Source organism: Halomonas sp. CKK8, from assembly GCF_029625235.1.
Taxonomy (GTDB): Bacteria; Pseudomonadota; Gammaproteobacteria; order Pseudomonadales; family Halomonadaceae; genus Halomonas; species Halomonas ventosae.
This window is the reverse complement of record NZ_CP121193.1, coordinates 2418949-2434526: the sequence shown is the minus strand read 5'-3', so window position 1 is coordinate 2434526 and position 15578 is coordinate 2418949. Positions and strand designations below refer to the sequence as shown.

The 15578-nt window shown below is 67.3% G+C and carries 13 protein-coding genes; 11 read left to right on the top strand and 2 right to left on the bottom strand.

Features of this window, described 5'->3' with window-relative positions; translation table 11 throughout:
- Positions 1 to 102 precede the first annotated feature (102 nt).
- Positions 103 to 1089, bottom strand: a complete 987-nt coding sequence (locus P8934_RS11565; RefSeq protein ID WP_278031170.1) for a LysR family transcriptional regulator — start codon at positions 1087 to 1089, stop codon at positions 103 to 105.
- 107 nt (positions 1090 to 1196) lie between these two features.
- Between P8934_RS11565 and P8934_RS11560 the strand changes: the two genes are divergently transcribed.
- The 11 genes from P8934_RS11560 to P8934_RS11510 all read left to right on the top strand — a co-directional run bounded on the left by P8934_RS11560 (position 1197) and on the right by P8934_RS11510 (position 14148).
- On the top strand, positions 1197 to 1934 hold the full coding sequence (locus P8934_RS11560) for a hypothetical protein (protein WP_278031169.1): 738 nt from the start codon (positions 1197 to 1199) through the stop codon (positions 1932 to 1934).
- A 131-nt stretch (positions 1935 to 2065) separates the two neighbouring features.
- A complete protein-coding gene (locus P8934_RS11555; RefSeq protein ID WP_278031168.1) occupies positions 2066 to 4879 on the top strand; it encodes a DUF3141 domain-containing protein in 2814 nt (937 codons plus the stop codon).
- Between the two features lie 282 nt (positions 4880 to 5161).
- Positions 5162 to 7798 (top strand): type I DNA topoisomerase, encoded by a 2637-nt coding sequence (gene topA / locus P8934_RS11550; RefSeq protein ID WP_278031167.1) that lies wholly within the window; start codon positions 5162 to 5164, stop codon positions 7796 to 7798.
- Complete coding sequence (locus tag P8934_RS11545; protein WP_278031166.1) at positions 7795 to 8259, top strand: DUF6586 family protein; 465 nt, start codon at positions 7795 to 7797, stop codon at positions 8257 to 8259. The genes topA and P8934_RS11545 overlap by 4 nt, the downstream gene beginning before the upstream one ends.
- Positions 8253 to 8753 carry an NYN domain-containing protein gene (locus P8934_RS11540; protein WP_278031165.1) on the top strand — a complete coding sequence of 167 codons (501 nt, stop codon included), beginning with the start codon at positions 8253 to 8255 and terminating at the stop codon, positions 8751 to 8753. Before P8934_RS11545 ends, P8934_RS11540 begins: the two co-directional genes overlap by 7 nt.
- A gap of 330 nt (positions 8754 to 9083) precedes the next feature.
- The gene (locus P8934_RS11535) at positions 9084 to 10676 is read left to right on the top strand and encodes an ABC-F family ATPase (RefSeq protein ID WP_278031164.1); all 1593 of its coding nucleotides are present in this window, start codon (positions 9084 to 9086) and stop codon (positions 10674 to 10676) included.
- A 151-nt stretch (positions 10677 to 10827) separates the two neighbouring features.
- Positions 10828 to 11292: a 2-hydroxyacyl-CoA dehydratase gene (locus P8934_RS11530; protein WP_133635511.1), complete on the top strand. Its 465-nt coding sequence runs from the start codon at positions 10828 to 10830 to the stop codon at positions 11290 to 11292.
- Between the two features lie 10 nt (positions 11293 to 11302).
- On the top strand, positions 11303 to 11725 hold the full coding sequence (locus P8934_RS11525) for a GIY-YIG nuclease family protein (RefSeq protein ID WP_278031163.1): 423 nt from the start codon (positions 11303 to 11305) through the stop codon (positions 11723 to 11725).
- Complete coding sequence (locus tag P8934_RS11520; RefSeq protein ID WP_278031162.1) at positions 11725 to 12975, top strand: ATPase, T2SS/T4P/T4SS family; 1251 nt, start codon at positions 11725 to 11727, stop codon at positions 12973 to 12975. Before P8934_RS11525 ends, P8934_RS11520 begins: the two co-directional genes overlap by 1 nt.
- Before the next feature lie 120 nt (positions 12976 to 13095).
- Positions 13096 to 13707: a L,D-transpeptidase gene (locus tag P8934_RS11515; protein ID WP_278031161.1), complete on the top strand. Its 612-nt coding sequence runs from the start codon at positions 13096 to 13098 to the stop codon at positions 13705 to 13707.
- 177 nt (positions 13708 to 13884) lie between these two features.
- Positions 13885 to 14148, top strand: a complete 264-nt coding sequence (locus tag P8934_RS11510) for an Lpp/OprI family alanine-zipper lipoprotein (RefSeq protein WP_106230326.1) — start codon at positions 13885 to 13887, stop codon at positions 14146 to 14148.
- 276 nt (positions 14149 to 14424) lie between these two features.
- On the opposite strand, the gene P8934_RS11505 is transcribed toward P8934_RS11510, so the two are convergent.
- A complete protein-coding gene (locus P8934_RS11505) occupies positions 14425 to 15525 on the bottom strand; it encodes a L,D-transpeptidase family protein (protein WP_278031160.1) in 1101 nt (366 codons plus the stop codon).
- Positions 15526 to 15578: the final 53 nt, after the last annotated feature.

Below are 15578 nucleotides of genomic sequence, written 5' to 3'. Positions count from 1 at the left end.
TCGAATGATACGTGGGTCGCAAGCTGATAAAATACCACAGGATTCGCCATGCTGGACAGCCGGGCCCGCGACGCTCGTGACCTGGGTCAGTGGCATTGCCGGTCAGTAGGCGGTCACCGGCAGGCAGTCGACGCCATGGCTCGGCAGTGGGCTCGGCGGCGCACTGAAGTGGGTGTGCAGCTCGGCCAGGTGCTCGCGCACGAAGTGTAGGAACAGCTCGGTGACCGGCGTCGGGAAGCGGTCCCTGGGATGCACGGTGCACCAGGAGTGGCGCAGTGGAAAACCGGGCAGGGCGAGCGGCGCCAGCAGGCCCGCCGCCACCTCCAGGCGAACCGCGAGCCGTGGCAGCACCGAGACCCCGAGCTGTGCCATCACGCCCTGCTTGACGGCCTCGTTGCTGCCCAGCTCGATGGCATGGGGCAGCCGGACGTCCTGGTCGGCGGCGAGCTCCTCGAAGGCGCTGCGCACGCCGGAGCCGGGCTCGCGCATCAGCACATAGTGGCGGGCGAAGTCCTCCAGGGTAGGGGCCTCGGCCTCGAGCAGCGGGTGACCCGGCCACACCACGGGGATCATCTCGTTGTCGAGGATCGGCATGAAGGCCAGGGCCTCGTCCTCGGGTACCCGCGCCATGATCACCAGGTCGTCGCAACGCTTGGCCAGCCGTTCCAGTGCCTGGCTGCGGTTGCAGACGCGCAGGCGCACCCGGACGCTGGGATAACGGGCGCGAAAGCGGGCCAGCAGGTAGGGCACCACATACTGGGCCGTGGAGACAGCCGCCAGGTTGAGCTCGCCGCGGATGGTCCCGGCCATGTCGGAGAGGGTCATCTGCAGGCGCGAGACCTGACCGAAGATGGCCCTTGCCGAGGCCGCCAGGGCATCGGCGGCGGGGAGCAGGTGGAGGGTGCGCCCGGCGTACTTGAACAGTGGCTGTCCCAGGGCCTGCTCGAGCTGGCGGATCTGGGCACTGACCGCGGGCTGGGTCAGTCCCAGGGTCTCGGCCGCCCGCGAATAGGAGTGCTGGTCATAGACGGCACGAAACACCTGCAGCTGGCGAAAGGTCAGCCGGTTGAGCAACTGGGGTGAGGTCATGGTTCGTTTGCCGGCGGCACGCCTTCCGGTTCCTGAGGGACTCACACACATGCTAGCACCGCCGAGGCGCTTCCTGAAATTGCCCACCTGGCCCACGGAGCGCCCGCTTGTCTTGGCGGACTGACCGCGACTTCTCGCGCCTGCTGGTCGTGGCCCAGGGGCTGGCGGCACTGCGCCTGATCGCCCCGGGCGAGGTCATGCTCGAGGCCATGGCCGACCGTGCCGCCATGCGGCGGCTGATGCGCGAGGCCGGCCTGCCGCTGGCGCCCGCGGACGGGGAGGGGCACCGGGTGAGGGTGCCGGTACTGGCCGACGGACAGGGTCGGGTGGTGCACCTGGCGGTACGCCATGCGCCCCGGTCAGGGCCGGCGCTTGCGCCCGTGCCCTGGCTGACGCCGGAGCAGCGCAGCTACCTGGGACAACTTGCGGTGCAGGGGGTGGCCAGCCTGGGGCCGGTCGGGCTGGTCGTCGCCACCTTCCGGGTGGCTGGCAACGTCATCGGCTTCGAGGCCATGTCGCCGGGGCTTTCCGGCGACGAGGCCCTCGACGAGGCGCTGATCGGCATCGATCCGGTGGTCGAGCAGCTGAGGCTCGCCGCGGGCGAGCCCCTGCGCCATCGCCAGTCGAGGCTCGAGGCGAGAGGACATGCCCTGCTGTGGCAGTTACCCCTCGCTCCGGCGGTGCACTTCGGTGGCGGCCCCGGCCTGCGGCTGGACCGCTCCGCGGGAGGAGGAATGGCTCGCCTGGTGGCCTGGGGGCGGCGTCCCGAGGTGGCCTGGCGGCGGGGGCGCCGCGCCCTGGACGAGCTGTTGGGCGAGGCCGCGGCGGCAGCATGGATGCCCTGAATGCTGCTTAGGACTGCGGCATCCGGCGCTCGCAGCGGCAACGCTCATGCGCTATATTGCACTGCAACAAAGCCCAATTTCATGCATCGTCGCCGGGCACATCCCGGCATCGAGCAACCCTGGAGCTCAAGATGAATCCCCTGATACCGACTCCTGCAGCCAGCGTGCTGCCCTTCGTGGATCCGTTCGGTTTCGGACGCGCGGCCTGCGACTACTGGCGGGACACCCTGGAGCGCAGCGTGCTCTTCATGGATGTCATGCGACAGCGCGGCAACCAGTACCTCGAGCATATCGAGAAGACCAAGCCCAACGTGCTGGGCTTTGATGCCGAGGTGCTGGTGGACGGACGTCAGCTGTCTCGCCCGGTCAACTACGAGCTGCTGCGCATCCTGCCACCCCAGGGCGTGGAGACCGACCTGCAGATGCGCCCCTTCGTGGTGGTGGACCCGCGTGCCGGCCATGGCCCGGGCATCGGCGGCTTCAAGCCCGACAGCGAGATCGGCGTGGCCCTGCGGGCGGGGCATCCCTGCTACTTCATCGGCTTCCTGCCCTATCCGGTCCAGGGGCAGACCGTCGAGGACGTGGTGGAGGCCGAGGTCGCCTTCCTGCGTCACGTCATCGAGCGCCACCCGGAGACCTCCGAGAAACCCATGGTGGTCGGCAACTGCCAGGCCGGCTGGCAGATCATGATGGCCGCGGCCCTCGAGCCCCAGCTCTTCGGCCCGATCCTGATCGCCGGCGCGCCGCTCTCCTACTGGGCTGGCGAGCGTGGCAAGGCGCCGATGCGCTATACCGGGGGGCTGACCGGCGGCAGCTGGATGACGGCGCTGTTCAGCGACCTCGGGGCGGGGCTTTTCGACGGTGCCTGGCTGGTCCAGAACTTCGAGCGCCTGAATCCGGCCAACACCTGGTGGAGCAAGCAGTACCAGCTCTACTCCAAGGTCGATACCGAGGCGGATCGCTACCTGGAGTTCGAACGCTGGTGGGGCGGTCATGTGGTGCTGGGCGGTGACGAGATCCAGTACATCGTCGACAACCTCTTCGTCGGCAACCGCCTCTCGACGGCCCAGCTGGTGACCTCCGACGGGCGTCGCATCGACCTGCGCAACGTGCGTTCACCGGTGGTGGTGTTCTGCTCGAAGGGCGATGACATCACCCCGCCGCCACAGGCCCTGGGCTGGGTGCGCGACCTCTACGAGGGGGTCGAGGACGTCATCGCTAACGAGCAGACCATCGTCTACTGCGTCCATGACACCACCGGCCACCTCGGTATCTTCGTGTCCGGCAGCGTCTCCCGCAAGGAGCATGCCGAGTTCACCGCCAACATGGACTACATCGACGTCCTGCCGCCCGGGCTCTACGAGACCACGGTCTCCAGTGCCGCCGAGCGCGAGGATGCCGAGCTGATCGAGCGCGACTACCTGCTGGAGTTCTCGCCGCGGACCATCGAGGAGCTCGACCAGGAGGTCCAGCACCGCCCCGATGACGATACCCGTTTCGCTACCGTGGCCCGGATCTCCGAGATCAACCTGGGGTTCTACCGGTTCTTCATGCAGCCCTGGATCCAGGCCCTGGCCACGCCCGAGTCGGCCAAGTGGATGCGCCGCATGCACCCCAACCGCATGGGGTACCGTCTGCTCTCCGATCGCAACCCCTTGATGACCGCGGTACCGGTGCTGGCCGAGAAGGTGCGCGCCGACCGCCACCCGGTGCACGAGGACAACGTCTTCCGTGCGGTGGAAGGCATCCTGTCCGACCAGGTCACCCGCAGCCTGAATGCCTGGCGAGACCTGCGCGACAGCAGCAGCGAGCGTTTCTTCCTCGACTTCTACGGCCAGCCGATGCTGCAGGCCATGGTGGGCCTGGGCGGTGACGCCCATGTGCACCGTCGTCGCCCGGGGGCCGAACCCGAGCACCGCCGCTTCATCGAGCGTCGCCGTGAGGAGGTCCACCACGCGATCACCGAGGGAGGCAGCCACGAGGCGGTCATGCGTTCGGTGATCCATGTGCTGGGCGGCGCCCCGGCGACCGACGAGCGCAACTTCAAGCGGCTGCGGGCCTCGCGCGCCGAGCTCGAGCCGGGCATCCAGCTGGCCGACTTCAAGCATATGGTGCGTGAGCAGTTCTTCACCCTCCAGCAGGACCATGAGGCAGCCCTTGAGGCTATCCCGACCCTGCTCAAGGGGCAGACGGCCAGCCAGATCGATGGCCACCTGGCGCATATCGAGCATGTCCTGGCGGCCAGTGGTGAGTTGAGCGAGCACGCGGCGGACCGCTTCGAACGCATCAAGGGGCTGTTCCACCAGGCCATCCAGCATGCCCCTGAGGAGGAGCAGGAGGCGCTTCGCGATGCCCAGGCCAGGGTGGCCAGCGAGGCGATGGCCGGTGAGGCGGCCCGCCGTGAGGTGGAAAGCCTGATGGAGTCGCTCCCCGTTGCCGAGCGGGCACCGGCAGAACCCGCCGAGCAGGCCGCAGTGAAGGAGGCCGTGGGCAAGGCAACCGGCGATATCCCGGCGGCCGAGACCGTCGCCGAAGAGGCCGTCGCAGAAGAGACCGTCGCGGAAGAGACCGTCGCGGAAGAGACCGTCGCCGAACAGACCTCTGTCGAGGCATCGGCGCGGGAGCCGGCCGAGGAGACCACTCCCGCGGCCCCGGAGCCGTCCCGTGAGTCTGTCGCCGAGGCCCCGGCGCCATCGCCCAGCAGTGAGTCCGCTGCCGAAGCTCCGGCGCAAGCGCCGGGCAGTGAGGCCGGCGCCGAGGCGCCCGTGGAAAGCGCCCCCGGCAAGTCGGCCAGCGAGGCCTCGTCTGCCGCCGAGCCCAGTGCCAACGAGGCATCGCCGGCGAACCAGGGTGCCGCTGCTGGCACCAAGGCACCGGCCAAGCGCAAGCCGGCCAGCCGCGCCACGCCGCGTCGGCGGACGCCACGCAAGCCCCGCAAGGGCTGATCGCCCGCCCTCTGGCACCTGCGCCCCCGCCGCTCTTCGGCGGGGGCGCCGTCGTTGAGGAGGGCGCCTCCGCCGGCTTGGCGTGATGGTGCACAGGGAGCTAGTTTCAAGAGGCCGCCTACCCCCGGGTGGCCGCGATTGCCTGACCGGGGGTTCCGGCGGCGACTGGCGTGACGGCGACCGCTGGGGTAGGGTAAGCGCATTTTTCACCCGCCGGACAGGGCGGGCCGAAACCGTCTGGCGCCAGCGTTGCAGCTGGCGCCATCAGCACAGTGGAGCACTATGGGCAAGTCACTGGTCATCGTCGAGTCGCCCGCCAAGGCCAAGACGATCAACAAGTATCTCGGCAACGACTTCATCGTGAAGTCGAGCGTGGGGCACATCCGTGACCTGCCGACCAGCGGCTCGGGCAAGGCAGCCACGGATCCCAAGGAGCGTGCGCGCCAGGCCGCGGAGACCCGCAAGATGTCCGCGGAGGAGAAGGCCGAGCATCGCAAGCGCAAGGCCCATGACCAGTTGATCCGGCGCATGGGCATCGACCCCGAGCACGGCTGGAAGGCGCACTACGAGATCCTGCCGGGCAAGGAGAAGGTGGTTGCCGAGCTCCAGAAGCTCGCCGAGAAGGCCGATGCGGTCTATCTCGCCACCGACCTTGACCGCGAGGGGGAGGCCATCGCCTGGCACTTGCGCGAGACGATCGGTGGCGACGAGTCCCGCTACCGGCGGGTGGTGTTCAACGAGATCACCAAGAACGCCATCCGCGAGGCCTTCCAGGATCCCGGCAACCTGAACATCCCCCGCGTCGAGGCGCAGCAGGCCCGTCGCTTCCTCGATCGCGTGGTCGGCTTCATGCTCTCGCCGCTGCTGTGGGCCAAGATTGCCCGTGGCCTCTCCGCCGGCCGGGTCCAGTCGGTGGCCACTCGCCTGATCGTCGAGCGCGAGCGCGAGATCCACGCCTTCATCCCCGAGGAGTTCTGGGACGTCCATGCCGACCTGAAGCCTGCCGGCGACGACCCGGCGACGGTGCGCTTCGAGCTGGTGCGCCAGGATGGCAAGGCGTTCCGGCCGACCTCCGAGGCCGAGACGCTGGAGCGCATCGCGGCGCTCAGGAAGGCGAGCCTGGCGATCACCGCGCGGGAAGACAAGCCCACGCGCTCCAAGCCCAATGCGCCCTTCATCACCTCGACGCTGCAGCAGGCGGCCAGTGGCCGGCTGGGCTTCTCGGTGAAGAAGACCATGACCCTGGCCCAGCGTCTCTACGAGGCCGGCTACATCACCTACATGCGGACCGATTCCACCAACCTCTCGAAGGATGCTGTGGAGAACGTGCGCGAGTTCATCGGCACCGAATTCGGCCAGCGTTACCTGCCCGAGGCGCCCAATCGCTACTCCAGCAAGGAGGGCGCCCAGGAAGCCCACGAGGCTATCCGTCCCTCCGACGTGGCCCGCCGCGCCACCGACCTGGCCGGCATGGAGCGCGACGCCGAGCGTCTCTATGAGCTGATCTGGCGCCAGTTCGTGGCCTGCCAGATGACGCCCGCCGAATACCTCTCCAGCACCCTGACCGTGGAGGTCGATGGCTACGAGCTGCGTGCCAAGGGGCGGGTGCTGAAGTTCGACGGCTACACCCGGGTCATGAAGCCGATGGGGCGCAAGGAGGAGGACCAGTCGCTGCCGGACCTCGCCGAGGGGACCCCGATGACCCTGGAGGCGCTCGATCCCCAGCAGCACTTCACCAAGCCGCCGGCCCGCTATACCGAGGCGAGCCTGGTCAAGGAGCTCGAGAAGCGCGGCATTGGTCGTCCCTCCACCTATGCCTCGATCATCTCCACCATCCAGGATCGCGGCTACGTCACGCTGGAGAACCGGCGCTTCTATGCCGAGAAGCTCGGCGACATCGTCACCGAGCGCCTCAAGGAGTCCTTCCCCGACCTGATGGACTACTCCTTCACCGCCCGCATGGAGGATGGCCTCGACGAGGTGGCCGAGGGCGAGCGCAACTGGCAGGCGCTGCTCGATGCCTTCTACGCCGAGTTCAAGAAGGAGCTCGCCGTCGCCGAGAGCGAGGAGGGCATGCGGCCCAACCAGCCGGTGCCCACCGACATCGACTGCCCGACCTGCGGACGCAAGATGCAGATCCGCACCGCCTCCACGGGGGTCTTCCTGGGCTGCTCCGGCTACAACCTGCCGCCCAAGGAGCGCTGCAAGACCACCATCGACCTGCTGCCCGGCGACGAGGCGGTGGCCGCCGATGCCGGCGAGGACGCCGAGACCGACGCGCTGCGGGCCAAGCATCGCTGTCCGAAGTGCGGCACCGCCATGGACAGCTACCTGATCGACGAGACCCGCAAGCTGCATATCTGTGGCAACAGCCCGGATTGCGACGGCCACGAGGTCGAGCACGGCAAGTTCCGCATCAAGGGCTATGACGGTCCGACCATCGAGTGCGACAAGTGCGGCAGCGAGATGCAGCTCAAGACCGGGCGTTTCGGCAAGTACTTCGGCTGCACCAACAGCGAGTGCAAGAACACCCGCAAGCTGCTGCGCAGCGGCGAGGTGGCGCCGCCCAAGATGGATCCGATCGATATGCCGGAGCTCGCCTGCCAGAAGGTCGAGGACCACTACGTGCTGCGTGATGGCGCCAGCGGCCTCTTCCTGGCGGCCAGCAAGTTCCCCAAGAACCGTGAGACCCGCCCGCCGCTGGTCAAGGAGCTCAAGGCCCACGCCGAGGAGCTGCCCGACAAGTATCGCTACCTGCTCGACGCCCCCAGCGAGGATCCGGACGGCCGTCCGGCGCAGATCCGCTACTCGCGCAAGGCCAGGGAGCAGTTCGTGATGACCGACGAGGGTGGCAAGGCCACTGGCTGGCGCGCGACCTTCGATGGCTACAAGTGGCAGGTGGAGGACAAGCGCAAGTGACCCCGAGATCCCGCACCAACCAGCTGCTCTACCAGGCGGCGCTGCTGCTCGACGTGCCGGCCGGCGACGACGAGCATGCCGAGGCCCGGCGCATGGCCGCGGAGGAGGGCAGCCTGGCGCTGGCCGAGCTGGCGCTGCAGTCGCTGCTGCGCGAGGTCACCGAGCACGCCCACCTGGAGCGCCACGACTGGCGCGAATTGCTCGGCCCCGAGGGCGCCGGCATCGCCGAGCTGCACCGCCTGCGTGAGCTGGCCATGCGCCCCGACAGTTGGCTGGCCTGGCTGGTCGGCAAGCTCGAGGCCCTGCACGGCAGCGACGGCGTGGCCCGGCGCGCCACCGGCGCTGCCCGTGGGTTGATCGCCGTGGGCAGCGGTGCGGCGCTGGGGGAGGAGTTGCGTTGGTGCCTCGCCGAGGCCAAGGCCGAGATCGCCGCCCTGCGCGAGACCAGCGAGGAGTGGTAGCGAGGACGCGCCAGGCGGACCGGGAGCGCGTCGCCATCCTGGTCGACGTCCAGAACGTCTACTACACCACCCGCGAGGCCTTCGGCCGGCACTTCGACTACAACGCCTTCTGGGCGCGCTTCGCGGCTGGTCGCGAGGTGGTGCTGGCCAATGCCTATGCGGTGGACCGCGGTGACCCCCGGCAGCGCCAGTTCCAGGCCATCCTGCGCGGCATCGGCTTTGCCGTGAAGCTCAAGCCCTACATCCAGCGCCGTGACGGCTCTGCCAAGGGCGACTGGGACGTGGGCATCGCCCTGGATGCCATCGAGGCCGCGCCCCGCGTCGACCGGGTGGTGCTGGTCTCGGGCGATGGCGACTTCGACCTGCTGGTCGAGCGGATGCGCGAGCGTTACGGGGTGGTGGTGGAGGTGGTCGGCGTGGAACGGCTTACCGCCGATTCGTTGGTCCGCGCGGCCAGCCACTTCGTGCCCATCGAGGGGGAGCTGCTGCTCTAGGCTTGGGCGGATGCGTCTCGGGCGCCTGACGGCGCCATCGTCGAGGCGTCGAACCGGATCTGAAGGTCGCTCCCACAACTCGATGTTGGCTCTGTGCGCTTGTGGGAGCGCAGCTCCGCTGCGCGATGGCCGATGCCCCCGGGCCTCTATTGCCACCAGGGCTCCTGTTGGCGTAATCGCGCAATGAATTGCGCTCCCACAACCCGCCACAGACTCTGTGCTTTCCAGGGAGCATAGCTTGCTGTGCGTCCCGTCGCGCGGCCCCGGGTGTGGGCGGCGGCGATAACCGGTACAATCGCGCCCCTTTCACGCACTGACCTGGACCCCTCATTGATCTCCACCGCCAATATCACCATGCAGTTCGGCGCCAAGCCGCTGTTCGAGAATGTCTCCATCAAGTTCGGCAACGGTCACCGCTACGGCCTGATCGGTGCCAACGGCTGCGGCAAGTCCACCTTCATGAAGATCCTCGGCGGTGACCTGGAACCCTCCTCGGGACAGGTGATGGTCGAGTCCGGGGCCCGGCTCGGCAAGCTGCGCCAGGACCAGTTCGCCTTCGAGGACGAGCGGGTCATCGACACCGTGATCATGGGCAATGCCGAGCTGTGGCAGGTGGCCGCCGAGCGCGAGCGCATCTACTCGCTGCCCGAGATGAGCGAGGCGGACGGCATGGCCGTGGCCGACCTCGAGGTGCGCTTCGCCGAGCTCGATGGCTATACCGCCGAGGCCCGGGCCGGGGAGCTGCTGCTGGGGCTCGGCATCCCGCTGCACCAGCACACGGGCCCCATGAGCGAGATCGCGCCGGGCTGGAAGCTGCGCGTGCTGCTCGCCCAGGCGCTGTTCGCCGACCCCGACGTGCTGCTGCTCGACGAGCCCACCAACCACCTGGACATCAACACCATCCGCTGGCTGGAAGGGATGCTCACGGCGCGCAACAGCACCATGATCATCATTTCCCACGACCGCCACTTCCTCAACAGCGTCTGCACCCACATGGCCGACCTGGACTATGGCGAGATCACGCTGTTCCCCGGCAACTACGACGACTACATGACCGCCGCCACCGCCGTGCGCGAACGCCAGCATGCCGACAACGCCAAGAAGAAGGCGCAGATCGCCGAGCTGCAGGCCTTCGTCAGCCGCTTCTCGGCCAACGCCTCGAAGGCCAAGCAGGCGACCTCCCGCGCGCGGCAGATCGACAAGATCAAGCTCGAGGAGATCAAGCCCTCCAGCCGGGTCAGCCCCTTCATCCGCTTCGAGCAGGCCAGGAAGATCCATCGCAACGCGGTCAACGTCGAGGCGATCACCAAGGGGTTCGCCGAGGAGGCACCGCTCTTCGAGCGCTTCTCGATGACCGTGGAAGCCGGCGAGCGCATCGCCATCATCGGCCCCAACGGCATCGGCAAGACGACCCTGCTGCGCACCCTGGCCGGCGAGCTGCATCCCGATACCGGTGCCGTGCGCTGGACCGACAGTGCCGAGCTCGGGGTCTTCGCCCAGGACCACGCCGACGACTTCGCCTTTGATGCCACGCTCTTCGAGTGGATGGCCCAGTGGACGAAGGGCGGCGAGCAGGAGGTGCGCGGCGCCCTGGGCAGGATGCTCTTCTCCAGCGACGACATCGGCAAGTCGGTCAAGGTGATCTCCGGTGGCGAGCAGGGCCGCATGCTGTTCGGCAAGCTGGCCCTGACCCGACCCAACGTGCTGTTGATGGACGAGCCCACCAACCACCTGGACATGGAGTCCATCGAGGCACTCAACCTGGCACTGGAGAACTATCCCGGCACCCTGATCTTCGTCAGCCACGACCGCGAGTTCGTCTCCTCCCTGGCGACCCGTATCCTGGACATGAGCGAGCAGGGGGTCACCGACTTCAGCGGCAGCTACGACGACTACCTGCGCAGCCAGGGGCTGTTCGGCTGATGCGCGATGCCCTCCATTGCGCCTCCAGGGCTTCCCTCGGCATGCCAGTATCTCCTTGAGTTGATATGCATCAAGCGTGATGGACACGGCTTGGCTAGGATGAAGGCATGGACTATCCGCCCGTCTCAGGGCATCAGTAGGAGGAGTCGCAATGCGCTTTCATCAGGTCAAGGAACTGGTCGCCTGGGCGGCCGACTACCACCGGGGGCTGGCGGAGCAGTACGACCAGCTGGCGGCCGGTGACGTGAGCGATCGGGTTCGCATGGCCCTGGAGTACCTCGCCGAGCACGAGCGCAAGATGCAGACCGAGCTGGCCAACTACCTCGAGGAAGGTAGCGACCATCGCAAGGTGCTCGAGACCTGGTTCGACGACCCTGCCGACTTTCCCCATGCACCCACCCTCGATCGTCTCACCGAGTGTGTATCGTGCGACAGCGTGCAGGATGTGCTCTCTACGGCGCTGACCATGCACAGGACGCTTCAGGACCTGTATGCTCATCGTGTCGAGCGGGCAACCGCGGAGGCCGAGCGCGAGTTCTTCGCCTCGCTCTCCAGCGGACACGAGGCCGAGGTGCGTCGCCTGGCCCGCGACATGCAACGACTCGAGGACTACTGAGGAGAAAGCGATGTCGGATCAGATCCTGTCACTCAAGCTGCTGGGCTACTGGACGGACGAGCAGCTTGGCGAGATTCCTGACATATCGGGGATCTTCTGTGTCTATGCCGGTACGGCCGCAGACGCTGGCGAGCCCGGCATCGAGCGACTGCTCTATATCGGCGAGTCCGGCGATGTGCGCCAACGCATTCGTCACCACGAGCTTCGCGAGGAGTGGGCCAGCCGGCTCGAAGTCGGGGAGGTGCTCTGCTATAGCGTGGCGGCCGCGACCTATGTCTACCGCGAGCGGCTCGAGGCGGCGCTGGTGCATGTCCACAAGCCGCCCGTAAACCGTGACTACATCGATCGCTTTCCCTTCGACACCACCGAGATGCACCTGCGCGGCCGTACCGACAAGCTGATGTCCCAGTTCATCGTCGAGCGTCACGACTGATGGCCGAGGAACGCCAGCCGGCGGGGCGTCGACTCCTGTCGCGGCTCGAGGCCCTGCTGGCCGACCCGCCAGGGCCCGAGGATGACACCCTGATGGCCCATGAGCTGCTCGAGGATGCCATCCGCGCGCGGGCCAGCGACATCCACCTCGATCCTTCCCGCGAACGATGGCGCATCCGTCTTCGCATCGACGGTCGGGTTATTGAAGTGCTGGACCTCGATGTCGGCGATGGCCTCCAGTTGGCCAACCAGTTCAAGGTGCTCGCCAGGCTCGATCCCATGCCCTCGCGGGTCGCCAGCGAAGGAAGCTTCAGCTGGCCCCCTGCCGAGGAGGGGGGTGAGGAGATCTTCCTGCGTGTCACTGCCGTGAACTGTGTGGCCGGGGAGAAGCTGGCCATCCGCTTTCTTGCGCCCCCTCGGACCTTCCATGACACCCTCTCGCTGGGGATCGGTGAGCAGGGGGCTCGAGGCATTCGTCGCTGGATGGACGCGACCGGCGGCATGCTGCTGGTGGCGGGGCCCACCGGTGCCGGCAAGACCACCACCCTCTATACCCTGCTGAACCAGCTGCGCCTCACCGAGAGTCACGTGGTGACGCTGGAGGACCCGGTGGAGTATGCCATTCCCGGCATCAACCAGATCCAGGTGGATGCCGAGAACGGGCTGGACTTCGCCACTGGTACCCGCTCCATGCTGCGCCTGGACCCGGACTACGTGCTGATCGGCGAGATCCGGGATCCCGGCTCCGCCGCGGCGGCGGTCAGCGTGGCCGGCAGCGGGCGGTCGCTGATGGGCACACTGCACAGTCGCGATGCCGTCGGGGCTGTCTCCACACTGCGACAGCTGGGGTTGGAGGATGCCGAGATCAGCGCCAGCCTTGGCCTGGTGATCGCCCAGCGTCTGGTGCGCCGGCTCTGCGAGCACTGCCGTGAGCAGCGGCCGACACCGTCCCAGGATGCCCAGTGGCTCGAGGCGGTGGGGCTCGAGGTGCCCGAGCAGGCCTGGATCCCAGTGGGGTGTGTACACTGCGATGGCCTGGGCTACCGCGAGCGTACCGGGGTATTCGAGATCTGGCAGCCCACCCCGGAGGATCACGGCCTGTTGCTGCGCCATGCCGATGACGCCGTTCTGCGACGCACCCTGCTGGAGCGGGGCGAGACCCTGATGTTTGCCGATGGCCTGGCCAAGGCCGATGCCGGCATCACCAGTCTGCGTGAGGTCTTCCGGATGGGCGCCATCCTGCCCGCCTGATCCATCGGAGACGGCACAGCATCGCGCTGTTGTCATCCCCCTGACAGGCGGGTGCCAATCCGGTATAACGGCGGTCAGTCCGCTGCCTTTCATTTCCTGAATGCCCCAGAGACGTCACCGATGAAGCACCTCTCCCGTCGCCGCTTCGGCCTGCTGGCGCTGAGCTCACCCCTGCTGCTGCTGGCGCCGAATGCGTCTGCCAACCTGATGGACAGCCTGCTGTCCCGGGCCATCGTCCCCCGCCATGACGGCGAGCTGTGGGTGCTGGTCGAGGACCGGGAGGCGGCGCTGAGCGTCTACCGCGGCAATCGGCTTGTCGAGCGCTTCGAGCCGATCTCGCTGGGCCGTGGGGGGGCCAGGCCGCAGCGCAAGCGGGGTGACCGGGCCACGCCACTTGGCGAGTTCCGGGTCAATCGTTTCAACCGTCGCAGCAAGTTCCACATCTTCATCGGGCTCGATTACCCCACGCCGACCCATGCCCGCATGGCGCTGGAGGCCGGGGTCTACAGCCAGCAGGACTATGACGACTATTTTTCCTATTACCGTCGACACGGCTACCCGCCACAGGATACGGTGCTTGGTGGCTTTATCGGCATCCATGGCGTCGGTGAGGGGGATCCCGACATCCACCAGCGGTTCCACTGGACGGACGGCTGTGTGGCGGTGACCGACCCCCAGGTCGAGCGCCTGTCGTCGTTGATCGACATTGGCACGCGCGTCGTGATCCGCTAGGCTTTACATGCGCAAGGGACGTTCTAAGCTATGGACAAGCGCCGTTTCTTATTATAAAACAGCGTTTGACTCCTGTGCTTCGCAGCAGAAGTCGCTGCACGTAGGCCTGCTTCCGCAGGAAGCCTGATGTTCAGGCAACACCAACGCAGTATCCAAGGAAGACTCAAGGAGAACACCATGACTCTGAAGACTACCCTGAAGCTGACCGCCGCTGCCGCCTCTCTGGCCGTTCTGGCCGGTTGTGCATCCAACAGCGCCCTGGAAGAAGTCCGCATGACCGCCGAGTCTGCCCAGGCCGACGCTGCCGAAGCACGCAGCATCGCCACCCAGGCGCAGAACACTGCCAACCAGGCACAGCGTGACGCTCAGGCGGCCCTGCAGATGTCCGAGCAGAACCGCGAAGAGATGAACCGCATGTTCGAGCGTTCCATGCGCAAGTGATTGTTCTCCGCCGCCCGCCAGGGCGGTAGCAGAACCTTCAAGACAGGGGCCTCGCCGTTTTCGGCGAGGCCCCTGTTGTTGGTGGTTGTCGCCCCCACCACATGCCATGTTGATGGCACCGTGCCCTTGTGGGAGCGCAGCTTGCTGCGCGATGGGGGGCTATTTCTTCGCGATCTGAAGATCGCTCCCACAACAGGCCGATGGCAGTGTGCCCTTGTGGGAGCGATGCTTGCATCGCGATGGGTGGCTGCTTCTGCGCGATCAGGCCTGCAGAGCTCAGCCTTCCTCGGCCTGGCTATCGCGGGATTCGGTATCGGCGGCGATAAGCTCCAGGCGGTCCCAGAGCGTTTCAGGCGCGGGCTCCGGGGCAGTCACCTCCAGGGCCACGGGCATGCCTTGTGGCACCTCCACGACTTTGCGAAGGCGGGCGTAGTCCACCGCGTAGTCGAGCCCGTCGGTCGCCGTATCCACCTGGTCGAGGGCCTCGGTGATGCGCTGGATGGTGGTGCCATCCTCCTCGTCCAGGTAGGGGTAGGCCTGGACATGCAGGGTGCCGTCCGCCCAGCCGAGCTTGAGCGTCTCGTTGATCAGCTTGACCTGGGTGCCGATGGGCAGGCGCGGGAAGAGGGCCTCGATGTCCTCGGGCAGCATGCGGATGCAGCCGTGGGTCACGCGCATCCCCACGCCCTCGGGGCGATTGGTGCCATGGATCAGGTAGCCGGGGATGCCCAGGCGCATCTTGCGCGTGCCCATCGGGTTGTCGGGGCCGGGTGGCACTACGCTGGGGAGCGGGTCGCCGGCCTCGGCATGCTCGCGGCGGATCGATGCCGGCGGGTACCAGGCCGGGTCCTTGACCTTCTCGGTGATGCGCGTGGTCCCCAGGGGGGTCTTCCAGTCCATGCGCCCGACGGCGATGGGATAGGTCTCGACGCGGGGCGTCTCGCCCTCGTCGGCCGGCGGATAGAAGTAGAGGCGCATCTCCGCCACGTTGACCACCACTCCCTCGCGGGGGCCCTCGGGGAGGATGAAGCGGCCGGGAATCACGACCTCGGTGCCCTCGAAGGGCGCCCAGATACTGACCTCCGGATTGGCGCGCACCATTTCCTCGTAGCCGATGCCGTGCTCGTGGCCGATATCGATCAGGGTGTCGCCGCTCTCGGCGACGACGGTATAGACCTCACCGACCAGGTCGCCCTCCTCGGGTAGCGGGTAGTAGCCACGTGGCCACTCCTCGGTGCTGGCCTGGAGCGGTGCGGCCATCGTGACGCAGATACCCAGCGCCGTGGCGAATCGGGCAGCATGCCCGAGCGGGAAAGAGTGCTTCATCGACGTCATGTTCTCGTGGTTGCCGTGGGTCGGGGGCTGCGATGGGCCCATCCTGGGCGTCCTGACCCTATAGTATCGCCCGAGCAGGTAGATATCCGCCAGCC

Coding starts and splice junctions, on each gene's coding strand:
- P8934_RS11520 (WP_278031162.1), top strand. CDS start 11,725: ATGGCCGAGGAACGCCAGCCGGCGGGGCGTCGACTCCTGTCGCGGCTC.
- P8934_RS11525 (WP_278031163.1), top strand. CDS start 11,303: ATGTCGGATCAGATCCTGTCACTCAAGCTGCTGGGCTACTGGACGGAC.
- P8934_RS11510 (WP_106230326.1), top strand. CDS start 13,885: ATGACTCTGAAGACTACCCTGAAGCTGACCGCCGCTGCCGCCTCTCTG.
- P8934_RS11530 (WP_133635511.1), top strand. CDS start 10,828: ATGCGCTTTCATCAGGTCAAGGAACTGGTCGCCTGGGCGGCCGACTAC.
- P8934_RS11565 (WP_278031170.1), bottom strand. CDS start 1,089: ATGACCTCACCCCAGTTGCTCAACCGGCTGACCTTTCGCCAGCTGCAG.
- P8934_RS11505 (WP_278031160.1), bottom strand. CDS start 15,525: ATGGGCCCATCGCAGCCCCCGACCCACGGCAACCACGAGAACATGACG.
- P8934_RS11515 (WP_278031161.1), top strand. CDS start 13,096: ATGAAGCACCTCTCCCGTCGCCGCTTCGGCCTGCTGGCGCTGAGCTCA.
- P8934_RS11555 (WP_278031168.1), top strand. CDS start 2,066: ATGAATCCCCTGATACCGACTCCTGCAGCCAGCGTGCTGCCCTTCGTG.
- topA (WP_278031167.1), top strand. CDS start 5,162: ATGGGCAAGTCACTGGTCATCGTCGAGTCGCCCGCCAAGGCCAAGACG.